Source organism: Asaia platycodi JCM 25414 (genome assembly GCF_000614545.1).
GTDB classification, from domain to species: Bacteria; Pseudomonadota; Alphaproteobacteria; order Acetobacterales; family Acetobacteraceae; genus Asaia; species Asaia platycodi.
The window spans coordinates 63,368-78,441 of the sequence record NZ_BAKW01000010.1 but is presented as its reverse complement, the minus strand read 5'-3'; the positions used below and the strand labels follow the sequence as shown (position 1 = coordinate 78,441).

Below are 15,074 nucleotides of genomic sequence, written 5' to 3'. Positions count from 1 at the left end.
GCAGAAGGCGCTGAGGCCAGATCGAGCGCGCGTCTTCGGGGGTGTGATGGTCCAGTTCGTTGGCAGCGTTTCACCAGGAACAGATCGGGAGGCGCAGCATCCTCCTTCGGCAACCGGCCAATCACGTTACGTTATGGCTCCTGAACCCCGAAAATATCGGCCAGAGTTTTTTCCATGATCCCGGCGTCGAGTTTGGCGCCTACCACCAGCTCGGCACCGATGATACCCTGATTGACCAGCATGCCGAGGCCATCGAGTGTCTTGCAACCCTGCGCTTTTGCCTCACGCAGCAACCTTGTCATCGGCGGGTTGGGGATGACATCGGCGACGATAGCCGCGCTGGCCAGCGTGCTGGTATCAATGGGGGGAAGCGCCTCGTCATCGCCGAGTCCTATCGAGGTCGCGTTGATAAGCACGTCTACCCCTTCAGGGATGCGCAGCCCTTCCGGCCAGCCCTGGGCTTCGGCGTTGCACTCGGTGTGTTCGGCCAGGAGGTCGGCAATGGCCTGTGCCTTTTCCACGCTGCGATTGGCAATAGTGATGTGGCGCGCGCCGGCGAGGGCAAGTTCGACGGCTATGGCGCGCGCGGCACCGCCCGCTCCAAGAAGAAAAATGGTTTTACCTTTGGGATCGGCCAGTTTGCGTAGCGATGCGAGAAAGCCTTTGCCGTCAGTATTATTGCCGGTGAGCTTGCCGTCGCGGATCTGCACGCAGTTGACGGCGCCGATGATCTTCGCCGAGTCCGCAAGCGCGTCAAGATGGTCGAGAACGGCAATCTTGTGGGGGATCGAGCAATTGAACCCGGCCCATTCCATGGCCCTGGCGCCCGCGATTGCGGCGGCAAGGTTGTCGGGTTTGACATCGCAATTGATGTAGCGTGCATCGATTCCGCCTTGGCATAACCCGCCTCCATCATGGCGACGGTCGGGTTTTTTGCGCAGGGTGTCGAGAAAGAGCCTGTCAGGATCGAACGGAAGGAACGGTCTGTCATACGGAGCCTCCGGGGCAAAGCAGGGCTAAGTCTGCGAATTGCATAGCTATGCAATAATGCGACCTGAAGGACAATGGTTGCGTCTAAAGGTTGGATTCCCAGCCATGCTGTCCTTTGTTTACACGCTCACGCTACCTTGGTGGCAGACACTCACGAACTGTCTGAGATCTGATTCACTCTGTCCGTTTAATTAGACAGTTGAGCGAAGCGGGTATGGCGAAAAGCAATCTCAAGGGTTCGGTATGCGCGCTCATTGGTCCTGCTTTACCGTTCGCGCGCAGACGTTGAGCGCGAACCTTGCCGCGGTGGGCGTCTGGATCTGAGCCGTCGCCAGAATGGCTCAGGTCGTATAGCCGGCGCGCAGGCAGTCATCCCACCTGTCGGCTAAACCGTTTTTGCCGTGCTGCGCCGTTGAATCAGATTGGCGTCGATGACACAGGTTTCGGAATGACGCTCTTCCGGGCTCGCCAGGGATCGCGTCAGGATATCGAGAGCCGCAGCCACCAGGCGTCGGCGCGTTGGTCGAAACTGCTCAGTTGATAGCCCTGCCATGCCGATTGTGGAATATTGTCATAGCCAACCACCATGATGTTCTCAGGACAGGAGCAGCCTGGTCGATCGCGAAGGGCATCGAGCGCACCGCAGCCCATCAGATCGTTGCTGCAAAACAATCCGTCCGGGCGGTATCCTTCGGCGAGGGCTTTTGTGACGGCGTCGAACCCGCTCTGATAGCTGTCATCGCCTTCCAGCGTTGTCACGGAGAGGCCATTTTCAGCACAGCCTTCAAAAAAACCTGCTTTTCTGGCCTGGGATGCCGCATTGCGGGCCGGTCCAGCCAACCAGAACGGACGTTCGATCTTTTTGGCCACCATCATTCTGGCGACGAGGCGCCCGGATTCTTTGTTATTCGATCGCACTGATGAAATGCTTGGCCCCGTGAGGGGGGAGTTGAATGCGATGACGGGTATGCCAAGAGCCGAGAGCGCGACAGCTGTTTTCTCCAGACCAATGGCGAGTGCGGTGATGAGTGCATCCACGCGGTATCCGGCAAGCTGGTCGATCGCGGCATCGAGCGTAACGGAATCGATGACCTGAACCAGCAAAACCTGAAAACCGGCGTTGCGAATGCCTGCCGAAAGCTGTTCCAGCGCGGAGCCGTAGAGCGGATTCTGCAACCCGCCCACAATAATGCCGATCATACCGGAACGCCCTGTCAGCATGATCGAGGGGATGCGATTGGGGCGGTAATTCAGCGTCTCTGCTGCCCGAAATACACGTTCCTTTGTTTCGGGCGAAATGCTGGCTGTGGAGGAAAAAGCCCTTGAGACGGCCGATTGCGAGACGCCGGCAAGCCGGGCGACATCGATAGAGGTGATCACACGCTTGGTCATGAGACCATGATGACACGAATGCTGGCAGGCGGGCGATCACAGCATGATGGATGAGCTTCAATTGTAGCGGCATGGCTTGTTGATTTCTGGCGGGCTGGCGGACTGGATGACGAGAAGCGTTACCTCATCATCACCAACATTGCCGGCGTCATGTCCTTTCTTTCCTTTGTAAGGGCCATCTGACAGGGGGCGCACACCCTGATCTTCGCCAAAGAGGATATCGCCCGGTCCCATCTCGATGCGTGTCCCGTCCATCGCGCGCACCCACCAGCGCCCCTTGAGCGGGATGATCCATTGCGGCTTGGGATCGGGATGCCAGGCGCCGTTCCAGTGTCGCGGTTGAACGGTTATCATCAGTGTCGCTGTCTGCGGTGCCATGGGGTCCTGCCATTGCGGTCCGGCAGGGGGCGACATGCTTTTCAGGAAGAAATTCGAAACAGGGCAGCGTGTGATATGACTTATGCCGTTATTGTCGGTCCAGAGATGCTGATAGCTCCGCAAAGGTTTTTCATCTGGCTTTTCAGCCGCCTGTGCCAGCGCTGCTGCTGCGAAAAAAGCCAGCAGGAGCGGGAGAGGCCATAAATATTTCATCGATCTGACTCTCGACAATCGGGTTACGGAAGGTCACATCCCTTTGACTACGTCCGTACCTGAAAATCGTTCCGAGACCCTTAATCGTGATCAGATATTCCGCGATCTTCCTTGTCTGTGCCGTCGCCGTCTATCTTGTCGTCGCAGGTTTTCTGTACGTCAGGCAGGATAGTCTGGTCTTTCCCGCTGACTCCACGCCACTCAGCGACCCGACATCGCTCATTCCGGGCGCGCGCATGGTGACGTTGCACACGTCAGACGGCCTGGATCTCAAAGCCTATTATCGGCCGCCAGTTTCGGGGGGAGCGATCCTGATTTATCTGCATGGCAATGCAGGTTCGATCACATCCCGCGCCCGCCGCTTTGCCCTGTTAGTCCAGGAGGGAATGGGTCTGCTCGCGGTCGAGTATCGTGGCTACGCAGGTAATCCGGGTTCACCGAGCGAGGCGGGTCTCGTGCTCGACGCCGCTGCCGGACTGGGATTTGTGCAAGATCAGGCATCGCCCCAGGCAGATCGTTCTCTACGGGGAATCGCTCGGCACCAATGTCGCACTGCGCACCGCGCTTGCCCATCCGGTTGCAGGGCTCGTGCTCGACGCGCCCTATACCACCATCGCCGATGTAGCCTCGTCGCGTTATCCTTATATGCCTGTGCATTTGCTGCTGAAAAATCAGTTCGACACGCTCGGCCGCATCTCGGGTCTGAAAATCCCGCTTCTCGTGATGCGCACGCTACGCGATACAACGGTGCCTCCAGCGCAGAGCCTTGCCGTCTTCAATGCTGCCCCGGAACCTAAACAGATATGGACGACTCAGCAGGGAACGCATTCAACCTTGCTAGAGACGGGCGGTTTGGAAGTACTGAGCAACTTCGTGCACAAGATCGGCTTGGACACTCAGCATTAGGGCCGTTTCCCACAATCTGGCTCATGTGCTGAGCCGACGAAGGGGATTGCGCTGTACCGTGTAGCGCAATACAATTAGTGACTTCCGACGATGCGTTATGGATCTGGGAGCCGCAGATCGAGATATGACCTCCTAGCGGAAGGGGTACCGCCGTAGTGACTTGCCCCAGAAAATATCGGTGGTGCCCGGGCAACGCAAGCGTGGCGTGAGCTGGGCACAGCAGAAAAGTGGTCCATTCGAAAGCTTGTGGGCGTATTTTAAACAGTTGATCGCTGTTGCAACTAGGTACGTGAAAACCTAAGTGCCCGTTCTTCTCGGTTAGACATATCGTTGCAGACGCGGATTAAACTAAGTTATAACGCGCATTAAAAGAGAGACATTTTTTTGCAGTCAACGTAGGGTAAATATTGATCGATTGACGCGCCTGAGGTCTATCGAAACCCACCGCAACAGCCTTGCATCAGTCTCGAGGCCAGTTTGCATGGCTTATCTACACGATGTAAATGGGAAGCCCAGACGACTGAGGCTGCTATCACTTATATGAGATCTCAATCACTCTCCTCCTTGTTTGCGCTGCAACTCCGCGTAATTGGTGCTCTGATGATGCGCGAACTCCACACGCGTTTTGGGCGCCATGGCCTCGGTTTCCTGTGGATTATAGGCGAGCCAATCCTTTTTTGTGCTGGAGTCGCCATTGTTTGGAGCGCCATCCGTCCCGCCCATGAGCACGGATTGCCGACTACAGCTATCGTCATTACAGGATATGTCCCGCTTACAATGTGGCGCCATTGCATGGTAGAGCAGTGTTGGCCTTCGAAGCAAATGGAAGTTTACTCTTTCATAGGCAAGTAACGCCTCTAGACATTATTGTTTCCAGGACGACGCTTGAGGTGATGGGGGTAATTGGAGCAGGAATATTAGTTTCTTCGTTAGCTATAATTTTTGGTTTTATGAAGCCGCCTCATAATATAGGTTTGATTTATGTGGGCACCTTATTTCAAATACTTTTTTGTTTTGCCACAGCACTTATTGTTGCGCCGCTAACGCAAAGAAGTGAACTTTTTGAAAAATCGATCAATGTACTATCATATCTATCCCTGCCCTTGTCTGGTGCGTTCGTTATGGTAGACTGGATACCGCCGCATTATCGCTGGATTTTGTTGTTATCTCCAAGTGTCGATAGTATCGAAATGATACGGGCCGGCCAGTTTGGTTATACCGCGCACGCACATTATGATATAATATATTCTATATGGATCAATTTTGTTTTGATACTCATAGGTGTATCTTTAACATTGCGTTCGAAGAAATATATCTACATAAATTAGAAATTTGATTGACGGAAATATTAGTTCCGAAATATTCAACCTGTAATTTATAGCTATTCTCGTAAATATGCTCTTCTGTTTTGTGGTCGCGCGTCGAATTTGTTTGATTTTTCAGCAGCCATTTGCAGAGATGGACGGTAATACGGCTCTAGTGCGCGGGCTTGGGAACTTGGGTAGAGCGAAGCGACCGGATATATAGGGTCATTTGGATAAACCAAACTTCCTCATTTTACCGCTCTAACGGTGTGGGCCGTCCTAGTGTTAGCGCAGGTCGAGTCTCGCAATGTGCCTGCGAAGCGGAAATGCATCGCCATAGTCTGGGTGCGTCATCTACTAGTGCAGCGGAACGCGCTATTGCTGTTGTTGGGGAGCGCTACAGCAACACCAGCCATTATCTATGCGCCCACGGGCGATTCTAAGCGGCGTGACGCGCTCTGGTTATGTGTCATTCAGAGTTAGATCGTATAAAATATTCAAAGCTGCTCACATAACGTAATTTTAAAAACTCACATTGAATGAAAATCACCCAAAGATGTATCATCACGCAGATATAGCCTGTTGGGGCGCCAGTATAGTTGGATGAATGATGTTAGAGCTTACCTTTCATCTCCTCCTAGGTCATGTTGACAAAAGATTTATACGATCCACTTGAGATCTGATTCTCTTTCTGTCTGCGGGTCTTAAATAGAGAGAACACGTGTGGCACGATTCGAATTGGCGGATCTGGAATGGGCGATAAGTGGTCTACTTCTACCGTCTGAGCGTAGGCGGTTGGCACGTCCATCTGGAGACAAACGCCAGTTTCTGAGTGATATGCTGCATATTTTGCGAACAGGTTGCCCTTGGCGGAACATGCATAAGCGCTAAGGCAAGTGAAATTCGGTCCATATACGGTTCCGACGTTGGGCTGAACAGGCGTCTGGGATGCTCTTTTGCAAACCCTGTTAGATCTGAGGCTAGACGATGATTGGAAACATATGACCGGCAGCATCGTAGTTCGTGCGCATTCACAGGCCACTGGAGCAAAAGAGAGGCTCATTCAGGGGGGGGTACGCAGTGGCTTTGCAAGGAAAATCCATTCCCGATGTGATAATCAGGAACACTCTCTCGGCTTTGACCTTACCGGAGGGACAGGTCTTGGGACTATGAAGCCACGGACAGCCTTATGAAGCTGCCTCTTCCAAAACCCATAGCCACGCTGGCCGACCGGGGCCATGACAAAGACAATTTCCGCCGAAATCTGTTGGCCCACGGGATCCTGCCGGTCATTCTATCACGCAAAGGTCGCAGTACTCCGCACAAAACTGTCTGGCGGCGTCAAAGGTCAGTGTGTTTCATTTAACATATGCGGCGTCTGTCACGACGCCGCATATGTTAAATGTATTTAGTAGATATTTTAATTACGACCTAGCATAAATATCCTCGATCCGCACAATGTCATCTTCGCTAGATAGGGTCCTGACTGCACCTCTATTAATGTAAGAACAATCTTTCCTGGGTTTTCGAGGCGATGAATAGTCCCTAGGGGCAAGTAAATGCTCTCATTTTCCCGAACCATTATTTCATCATTATTTCGCGTAACTAGGGCGGTTCCTGCCACAACGACCCAATGTTCGGCACGGTGGAAATGCTTCTGCAAAGAGAGCTTATGTCCCGGTTCCACGTGGATACGCTTGACCTGGAAGCGATCACCATGAATGAGGCTCTCATAGAACCCCCAAGGACGATACATTCGATTATGGTTGATCGCTTCGGAACGTCCGGCAGCAGTCAATTGTGCCACCATCTTTTTGACGTCCTGAGCTTTGTCTCTGTGTGAGACCATTACAGCGTCCTCTGTGACAACGACGATTAGGTCTTCGACGCCACAGACTGTTGCGACAACTCCGTTAGACCGAACATAGCAGTTTTTAGTTCCATCTAGAAACACATCGCCATATACCGCATTCCCGTCGGCGTCTTTCGGCGAAAGCTCCCAAAGCGCGTCCCAGCTACCAACATCCGACCATTCGAAGGCTGAGGGTACCACAGCAGCTAGCTTCGTGCGCTCTGCTACTGCGTAGTCGATCGAAATATCAGGAGCCTTAGCGAAATCAGCGGCGGCAAGACGAATAAAATCTGGATCTATCTCACGATTTTTCACGGAGTTGGCAACAGCGGCATAAACATCTGGAGCGAACTCTCGGATTTCTTGCAAAATCACGGACGCACGTGCGACAAACATACCAGAATTCCAAGAAAAACGTTCGTCTTTTACTAGACTTTCTGCGCGCTCGGCATCCGGTTTTTCGATGAATTTTGAGACATGGTAGACGTTACCAACGGAGTCTATTTTGGCACCACGCTCTATATAGCCATAGCCTGTCTCTGGCTTTGTCGGGTGGATACCGAAGGTGACGATGTACCCCGCGGTGGCCGCTGTTACCGCAGCTGAGAGGGCCGCTTGCAATGCCTCTTCACCACGAATAGCAGAATCTGCCGCCATGATCCACATCACGGCATCGGGGTTGCTCTCGGCAAGCAGAAACGCGGCCGCTGCAATTGCGGGTGCGGAGTTGCGGCCGATAGGCTCGAGAACAACCTGAGCTTCCTTGATATCAGCTTCTCGCAGTTGCTCAGAAATAATGAATCTGTGCTCAGCGTTGCAGACAATGATCGGCGCCCCAAGGCCCACGTTCGCACTGCGCAGAGCGGTTTCCTGAAGCAAGGTCCTGTCCGAAAGAAAAGGCCAGAATTGCTTCGGAAAGCTCCGACGCGAGATGGGCCACAGGCGGCTACCAGAGCCACCTGAGAGTATAACCGGCACGACGGACGATGTAGGATGGGATGCGTTTGACGCTAGGGTAAAGGTAGTCATGTGAGTTCCGGCCTTCCGTCACTTGTTTGATGAGTCAAACTAACCCATCGACTATTTTCGCGTGCGCAATGAGAGTGCGATCAAAAATGTGGAGCCTGATTAGCGCCAAAAGCAGAGTTCATCCATCGCTATTTTAAGATTGATTAACAGCATATTTTTGTGGAAACTGCGCTTCTGCCTATACGCCTGTTCTCCAAATGTGAGGGGGGGGGGCGATCCTGAAAATATCGATTTAGTTCCGTCCCGTCTCGCGCGTTGATTAGTCTTGCGGCAAAGTGATGCAATTCGTGCATTCCTAGGCTATTCAATGTTAAGTAAAAAACTCAGCGTTGCTCAACAGGAAGAGAGAAGCTTTGCTGATTGCAGTAACGCTGCGCAGCATGCATAAACGTTAAGGAGGCCGCGCTTTCGTAGCATTCCTTATAGTCCTTCCTTATGGGCTATGAGAGTTGCCTAGCGGATTAGATTAGGGCAATTGGAGAGGTATGGATAACATGCCCCTTGCACGAGATCGTACTGTGAACCATCGCTCCCGCTTCGTTGACCGTGCTCTGGCCTACTTAGGTCGAAATAAGGGATTCTATGGCTTTGTCGTGGCGCCCACGTTGGCATCGGCTCTCTATTTCGTGTTTTTTGCATCACCGCAGTATGTCTCTGAGGCCCAGTTTATCGTGCAGGGGCAGCACAACCAGTCGGGCACTATGCTTGCCGGGTTGCTCGAGGCCTCAGGCGGTGGCTCCGCCAGCGAAGATACCTACGCAGTCCAGGATTACGTTACATCTCGTGACGCGGCCCAACTATTGATAAAAACCGAGGGACTCGCTGCTGCTTATAATAACCCTTCGGCAGATATTTTAGCACGCTTTCCCAATTTTTATACTGGCCGCACGTTTGAACATTTCTACAGCTATTATCGTCGTCATGTCATAGCCGAATTGGATACGACGACCGGCGTATCAACTGCAGGTCCGCACGTTTAATCCCGAGGACTCGCAACGCATTGCGAGAGCGCTGGTGGCTGCTGCGGAAAAGCTGGTAAACGAAATGAATAGTCGGCAACGTGAAAATACCATTGCAGCGGTGACCAAAGAACTCGATTTTTCCTTGAAAAAGCTCGAGGATGTTAATGCAAAAATAGACGCATATCGCAATCAGATTGCTATGCTTAATCCTAGCATGCAATCGCAACCTACACTCAAAGATATCGCAGCTCTTCAGACTGCGGTGACAACATCGCGCGTGCAACTTGCCCAGCTTCAGCATTCGACACCCAACAGCCCTCTTATTGAGGTCTATAGACGTCGCCTGTCCGCACTCGACGCAGAGATCGTTCACGCTGAGGCGGGCGTCACGGGATCGGACACGTCTTTCGTACCTAAAATAAGCGGTTATGAGAGTCTCGTATTCCAGCGCACGCTACTTGAAAAAGAAATCGCTTCTGCGGACTCGGGTGTTGCGGCCGCAAAACTTCTTGCTGCCAAACAGCAATTGTATCTAAACGAAATATCTAAACCCAACCTTCCTGACTATGCAAAATATCCGCGTGCTACTTCGAATGTTGCAGTCGTATTTGCTACCACAATGGGGATATATCTGATGGCTATGCTACTGATTAGTGGCGCGCGTGAGCACAAGCTTGTCTGATAAACCTGACATAATGCTGAACTGCGTTGATCTTGTTAAAGAGTTCTCGGCGGCTGGCGGTAGGCGCCGTATTTTGGACAAGGTCAATTTTCGTCTCGAACGAGGGCAGAAACTAGGTGTGCTGGGCCGTAATGGTGCAGGAAAATCAACTCTTATCCGTATGATAGGGGGGTAGAGCCGATAACTAGCGGCTATATAGAACAAACCATGTCTGTTTCCTGGCCTCTCGCATTTGGAGGTGCTTTCCAAGGAAGCCTGAGCGGCCTTGATAACTTGCGTTTTATTTGCCGAATTTACGGACTAGAATACGCAACAACCCGTGCCTATGTCGACGACTTCGCCGAATTAGGTTCTCAGTTAGCAGAACCTGTCAAAACCTATTCTTCCGGCATGCGTGCACGACTGGCTTTTGCCCTCTCTATTGTCATAGAGTTCGATTGCTACTTAATAGATGAAGTTATCATGGTCGGCGATGCGAGATTCCACAAAAGGTGTGAGGAGGAGCTATTTGGAAAAAGAAAGGATAGAGCGATGATACTTGTCTCTCACGACATGAATTTCATGAGAGACACGTGTGACAGGGCTGCTATCATAGATGAAGGTAAATTCACTACTTATCAAGACGTCGAAGAGGCTATTGGAACATACGAGTCGCTCTAGGACCTGTTAGGATTTGAAGATGCAGTGGGCCTGCACGGCTTGGTATGACGAGCATGATTCAGTCTTTTCATTCCCGACGATGCGCAGCCGATCCGGAAGCCTGCGATCGAGGCCGTGCGGCCCAGAGATCAAACACCATCACGTAACCTGCGCTGGACAGCATCGGCGATCTTTTGACGTCTCTAGAACGACACGAAATAGCGCCGTCTCCCCGCGGAATATGACCCTTGGTGGACCGTAGCACAGCTCTTCATTCGATGGACAAAGATCGGCGTTCTGGAACCACGTTTCGAGCGCGCAAAAGACCGAGATCCAACCATTAGAACGGTCTTTCTCGTTGGTACGAACATCAAGGGACATCACAAGGCGGCGGGAGCGGCTAAAAGGGGGGATTCCGAGAAAGTCGGAGCGGCTGTCGAGCAGTTGGCCGCTCGCGCGGAGGCACTGGCAGCAAGGTTTGCGGAAAAGCCCTGTCCATTACCCTCACGTCGGGACGGGCGTATGAATTGACACTCCACGGATGCGTTGTTGGGTATGCCGCGATGCGCCGTCTGTGACCGGGGATATCTCTCAAACCGGTTTCCTGAAGACCCTTGGAGCAGAGGCTCGGGGCCGGTCACTCTGACTAGACGGACGAGCCGTCCGAACAGGATCTCGATACGATTGCGGCGCCGATATTTGCGCTTGTCGTAACTCACGATCGGCTTGCGAGATTTCCACCCCGGGACACACGGCTTGGTCCCCTCTTCTTCCGGCCCGTTCCTGAATCAGTCAGTGCCGTAGCAGCGATCAGGCGGTCTGAGCCTCCTTTTTTACCTGCGGGCTCGACGTCGTGCCGTGTGCCTTAAGATAGGTTGCGTCGATCAGAAACATCTGGTGATCCGATCCGGTAGCGGACATGATATCCATCATCCGAGCAACGATCTACGCAGTACCCGGATACTTACTGCGATTATAAAGCGTCTTGTACGGCCCATACTTACATGGACCATCCGCGTCAGCGCGGGCCATTCCAATTGGTAAAAACGATGATACTCAGGACTCAGTTATAATCAATGCAAATGCTCGTGTGGCTCTTCGGGACGAAAGCGACAGACGGTCCATTTTTCCGTCAGGCAGAGTGAATGACTTGGTCTCTCCGTGGAGCCCCATTCGAATTATCAAAATTCAAGTTAACAGATATATGAAAAAGGGACGGTAGTAATATTTCCGAAGAGATAGGTGATTCAACAGTTTGGCTTCACTGATATCGAAGAATCCTTGGCTGGGCCGGGTGGGCTGGACGAACGGCTCTCGGCGTCTTTCCGAACAATAAATGGTACGGCATTTGAGGGTAGTTTGGAGAAGGTTCTGGCATATACAGACGGGAACAAAGAAGAGCCTTGGTCACTTGACATGGTGTCAATATTCTGACCCGTGCTGATCCAGATAGCGAATAGCGCGTAGGGGCATATGAATTTGCGTCGCCAGAGCCGGTGAATGGCATTCTATCGGTAGTCTTCTTCCAAAAACCAGACTGAACTTTTTTTGAAATATTCTGCTGTTTTGCGAAGTGGTAATTGGCTGTGAGTTCTCGCCCGACCGCTATCTGGAATCCAAGGATATTTCCTTGTCACGGCAGGATCAGATTGAGCAACTACTGATATTATGGCTTGTATACGATGTTCTTATACGGTCGTTTAATCTGACTACCGCCCAATGAGGGGGATAGAAGTTTGGCTCCGGTTTGGAGAAAATCAAATGAGTAAACTCATCGCTTTTTTTCTCATCGGCTTTAACGCCACTTTGAATCACGTTGCCAAAGCCGAGACGCAAGAACACAGAATCGTACTTGCTCAGAGTTCGGGTGGTGATGCGCAGGTGCTCAGTGTGCAATGAAAGTGAAATGCGCCAGAGAGGAAAGGGTTATCGCATTGTATTTTGGTAATTATTAACAACTCGTCCAGACATCGGTCCCAGGCGCCCGGCGAATACTTTCGGTTAGCTATAGAGAATCTCCGTAAGAGGACAGGAGATTCGGGAGATGGTTGAATATCTAGCGAGCCACCGCGCTAGCAATCTCTTTGCGTATGCTGCCCGATCCGGGAAATAATTCGTGGCGAGACAAGGTGGATCCGTTGCAACCGGGATACAGATTGGGAAGCTTCGATGCGAGCGGCGTAACACTGATGATCGGCGAAATGAAAGCGATCTGGCCAAAAAGGTACTGCTGCGAATCACCCGTAGAAGCGGCGGACGCTATAAGGTCCAGCAGACAGGTTTCCATCCTGGCGGGAGCGATCAAAGCTCGCATGATGGAGGTAGCCGAATTAACGCTGAAAAATCCCTCCCAGTGTAGCAATATTCGCATTTCTTCTGTGCTAATCGACTGTCGTCCTTCCATTGCGAAAGACACTGTGATCACGCAAACTTCGGGCTGCGGTCCGCAAGGGCATACAAGTGAAGTACCGTTTGATATGCGGCCCGCGATTATCCCGCGAGCCGTAGCGCCCTGAAAGCCTTCGCGTTACTCGCAAAAGAAATAGACTATCCGTTGTAAGCCGAAATAGAATTCTCTTGTATCCATCTCACCCTTCCCTGGGTGTTGTCCGATAGTCTCTCCTTTAACGCAAAAGTTGACTGTTACTACTCCGTTGGCACCAACTACCCCGTCGATCACGATTAATTTCTTCTGGTTTGCCTTGATCGAGATCGCCTCACGCTTCGTATCTTTATCATCTCCGAGCATCGACACATGTAGGGAGTGTTCAGTCCATGGGGGCATAACGACGTCGAGAAGAAGGCGTATGCACGTCCCCTCTTCGTAGGTCGAGGCGAATTCGAGAAACCCAGTCTTTCCTCTCATCCAAGCACCAAGGTTACGCTCCAGTGGATACCAGCTCTCCGCCAAGATGGGGCGTAGCGGCTACCTAGGTAGGAGGAAGGAATTTTCTCGCCAACGGCAAATTTCTCTGGCTCAAATACCTCGCCCGCCTTCAGCAGTTGGGACGAAAGGACGATTTCGGATATCCCCGAGGCTGTGGAGTTTTCTGACCATGTCTTCGGTCACGTCACGCCACGTTCTGGGTACAAAGTCTCGCCTTATCTGCTGCGCCCTCTCTTCTCGGTAGCCGACGCGAACGACCATATTCGAGATAGTCTCAATGCCGGATCGGATATTGAGTGGGTCGACGTAATCAACGAGATCGCCGCCCACCTCTGGCACAGACGATGTATTTGAGGCCACGCAGGGGCGTCCGTGGGCAAGACTCTCCCCAACCGGAAGGCCCCATCCTTCGACCATACTTGGAAAGACGGTAAATTCGCATGCGTGGTAAAGAGTCTCTAGATCGGCATCGGAAATGTCATGCAGGACGTGAATTCGGCCATCTAGGAAATCCGTATCCACCAAGATGGAGTGGAAATCGTTCATGCGCCAGCCGAACCGTCCGACAAATACGAGGTCTGGCACCTCCGGAAGAGTCTTGATCATCTCTTTCCAAACGTTGTAGAGGTATATATGATTTTTGCGCGCCTCGATCGTCGAAACCATCAGGACGAATTTCTTCTCCTTCAGAAATTCGATTTTCTTCCCCCAGAGATCCATATGGGAAGTCTCTCTGGGTGCTTCCGATGCATGCAGCTGGTGGGCCAGGAGCACAGGTTGCACCGGAATTTCGGGAAGATTATGCGTCGACATGAGGGCCTTCATATCGTCAGCAACAAAACTTGAGATCGTAAAGATGAAATCAAAAGAATGAAGGCCGTCGCCGAGGGCCAATGTGAATTCGCTTACAAGGCCCGCAGCGCAGTATTCTGGGTATGACACGGGAATGGTGTCGTACAGATAAACGCCCACGCAAACGCCGCACTTTTTGAGAGCAATATACCTAGCCGCATTCGCGCCGAAGCCCCAAAACGCGCCAAGTATAAGATACACCTGCCCTGATTGCGGTTCGAGAAACTCAGCGACATCTTCCGCGGCTGAGATCTTGGCCGTCAGGCAATCCTGTTCGATCTCCGGCAATGTGATATAAGTTAAGATGTCCTCTAAGCTCTTATTAGTAAGGCGCCAGAAGCCAGGTGCATTTCGGCCAGTCCTCACGAATGAGTAATTGCTTTGGTCTTTCTCATCAAATCCTAATATGCTTTTAATTATACCTATTTGTACTCTCTGTATCCCAGACGGGGTTTTATGATTTCGTAGATAGTCGAGCATATCATCTATCTCGATAATCCACTTTCCGTATTCTCGCGTCTGCTTGACACCCACGACGTCCGCATGCGCGTCCTTCAGAGCGTCTGCAAACATCTTGAGCGGGCGCAACTCATAAACCTGCTGCAGGCAAGAAACCGACTCACTTGTGCTACCCGTTACCCGTAACAGATGCAGAAAATGCTCATAGGTTTCGACATCGTCCGCATTGAGGATGAGAGCCGTTTTATAGGCATTGATAGCGCGGTGGCTGTCTCCGCTCTCCTTGAGCGCATGTCCGAACTGAACCCAGATAGCCTGATCCTGAGGGTGCTCGGCGAGGTGCTGCTGATAGTCGATGACGGCCTGCGACCAATCCTTTTGATCGCGAGCCTGATCTCCTAGCCTGCGGCTGGAAGGAGAGATAGAAAAGGACCGCTTGATAACTTTTGAAAACGTTTTTCGATAATTCATCGGTCTATACCATTGCGCGAGAAGAGCTACTACTATCGTGTAAGAAAATCTACGTATT

Annotated in this window: 11 protein-coding genes and 2 pseudogenes; 8 read left to right on the top strand and 5 right to left on the bottom strand. The window is 51.9% G+C overall.

The features are described 5' to 3' along the window. Window positions 1-131: 131 nt before the first annotated feature. From aroE to JCM25414_RS09165, 3 genes and pseudogenes are all read right to left on the bottom strand, one after another. Window positions 132-991: pseudogene (gene aroE / locus JCM25414_RS18775) on the bottom strand (shikimate dehydrogenase). Between the two features lie 479 nt (window positions 992-1,470). Continuing rightward, on the bottom strand, window positions 1,471-2,382 hold the full coding sequence (locus JCM25414_RS18770) for a LacI family DNA-binding transcriptional regulator (protein ID WP_242403472.1): 912 nt from the start codon (window positions 2,380-2,382) through the stop codon (window positions 1,471-1,473). Between the two features lie 57 nt (window positions 2,383-2,439). Beyond that, on the bottom strand, window positions 2,440-2,973 hold the full coding sequence (locus JCM25414_RS09165) for a cupin domain-containing protein (RefSeq protein WP_025841447.1): 534 nt from the start codon (window positions 2,971-2,973) through the stop codon (window positions 2,440-2,442). 411 nt (window positions 2,974-3,384) lie between these two features. On the opposite strand from JCM25414_RS09165, the gene JCM25414_RS09160 reads away from it, so the two are divergent. The 3 genes from JCM25414_RS09160 to JCM25414_RS26620 all read left to right on the top strand — a co-directional run bounded on the left by JCM25414_RS09160 (window position 3,385) and on the right by JCM25414_RS26620 (window position 6,074). Beyond that, window positions 3,385-3,879, top strand: a complete 495-nt coding sequence (locus tag JCM25414_RS09160) for an alpha/beta hydrolase (protein WP_148301025.1) — start codon at window positions 3,385-3,387, stop codon at window positions 3,877-3,879. 779 nt (window positions 3,880-4,658) lie between these two features. After that, window positions 4,659-5,207 (top strand): ABC transporter permease, encoded by a 549-nt coding sequence (locus tag JCM25414_RS22450; protein ID WP_242403471.1) that lies wholly within the window; start codon window positions 4,659-4,661, stop codon window positions 5,205-5,207. Window positions 5,208-5,906: 699 nt separating this feature from the next. After that, window positions 5,907-6,074, top strand: a complete 168-nt coding sequence (locus tag JCM25414_RS26620; RefSeq protein WP_159101738.1) for a transposase — start codon at window positions 5,907-5,909, stop codon at window positions 6,072-6,074. A gap of 533 nt (window positions 6,075-6,607) precedes the next feature. On the opposite strand, the pseudogene JCM25414_RS18765 reads toward JCM25414_RS26620, so the two are convergent. Next, window positions 6,608-8,064: pseudogene (locus JCM25414_RS18765) on the bottom strand (mannose-1-phosphate guanylyltransferase/mannose-6-phosphate isomerase). 518 nt (window positions 8,065-8,582) lie between these two features. Between JCM25414_RS18765 and JCM25414_RS21755 the strand changes: the two are divergent. The 5 genes from JCM25414_RS21755 to JCM25414_RS23370 all read left to right on the top strand — a co-directional run bounded on the left by JCM25414_RS21755 (window position 8,583) and on the right by JCM25414_RS23370 (window position 12,246). Further along, the gene (locus JCM25414_RS21755; protein ID WP_148301024.1) at window positions 8,583-9,044 is read left to right on the top strand and encodes a hypothetical protein; all 462 of its coding nucleotides are present in this window, start codon (window positions 8,583-8,585) and stop codon (window positions 9,042-9,044) included. Between the two features lie 34 nt (window positions 9,045-9,078). Further along, entirely contained in the window at window positions 9,079-9,708 is a 630-nt protein-coding gene (locus JCM25414_RS21750; RefSeq protein WP_051535801.1) for a hypothetical protein, read from the top strand. Between the two features lie 13 nt (window positions 9,709-9,721). Continuing rightward, on the top strand, window positions 9,722-9,883 hold the full coding sequence (locus JCM25414_RS26025; RefSeq protein ID WP_277911179.1) for an ATP-binding cassette domain-containing protein: 162 nt from the start codon (window positions 9,722-9,724) through the stop codon (window positions 9,881-9,883). Between the two features lie 32 nt (window positions 9,884-9,915). Then, window positions 9,916-10,368: an ABC transporter ATP-binding protein gene (locus JCM25414_RS18755; RefSeq protein ID WP_277911176.1), complete on the top strand. Its 453-nt coding sequence runs from the start codon at window positions 9,916-9,918 to the stop codon at window positions 10,366-10,368. 1,740 nt (window positions 10,369-12,108) lie between these two features. Further along, on the top strand, window positions 12,109-12,246 hold the full coding sequence (locus JCM25414_RS23370; RefSeq protein ID WP_159101737.1) for a hypothetical protein: 138 nt from the start codon (window positions 12,109-12,111) through the stop codon (window positions 12,244-12,246). A gap of 1,078 nt (window positions 12,247-13,324) precedes the next feature. On the opposite strand, the gene JCM25414_RS18745 is transcribed toward JCM25414_RS23370, so the two are convergent. Next, window positions 13,325-15,016, bottom strand: coding sequence for a glycosyltransferase (locus JCM25414_RS18745; protein ID WP_051535799.1), 1,692 nt, complete (start codon window positions 15,014-15,016; stop codon window positions 13,325-13,327). Window positions 15,017-15,074 lie beyond the last annotated feature (58 nt).

What these genes read in the sequence shown, in the direction of transcription:
- JCM25414_RS18745 (WP_051535799.1), bottom strand. Translation starts at nt 15,016, where the DNA reads ATGAATTATCGAAAAACGTTTTCAAAAGTTATCAAGCGGTCCTTTTCT.
- JCM25414_RS09165 (WP_025841447.1), bottom strand. Translation starts at nt 2,973, where the DNA reads ATGAAATATTTATGGCCTCTCCCGCTCCTGCTGGCTTTTTTCGCAGCA.
- JCM25414_RS23370 (WP_159101737.1), top strand. Translation starts at nt 12,109, where the DNA reads ATGAGTAAACTCATCGCTTTTTTTCTCATCGGCTTTAACGCCACTTTG.
- JCM25414_RS26025 (WP_277911179.1), top strand. Translation starts at nt 9,722, where the DNA reads ATGCTGAACTGCGTTGATCTTGTTAAAGAGTTCTCGGCGGCTGGCGGT.
- JCM25414_RS18755 (WP_277911176.1), top strand. Translation starts at nt 9,916, where the DNA reads ATGTCTGTTTCCTGGCCTCTCGCATTTGGAGGTGCTTTCCAAGGAAGC.
- JCM25414_RS18770 (WP_242403472.1), bottom strand. Translation starts at nt 2,382, where the DNA reads ATGACCAAGCGTGTGATCACCTCTATCGATGTCGCCCGGCTTGCCGGC.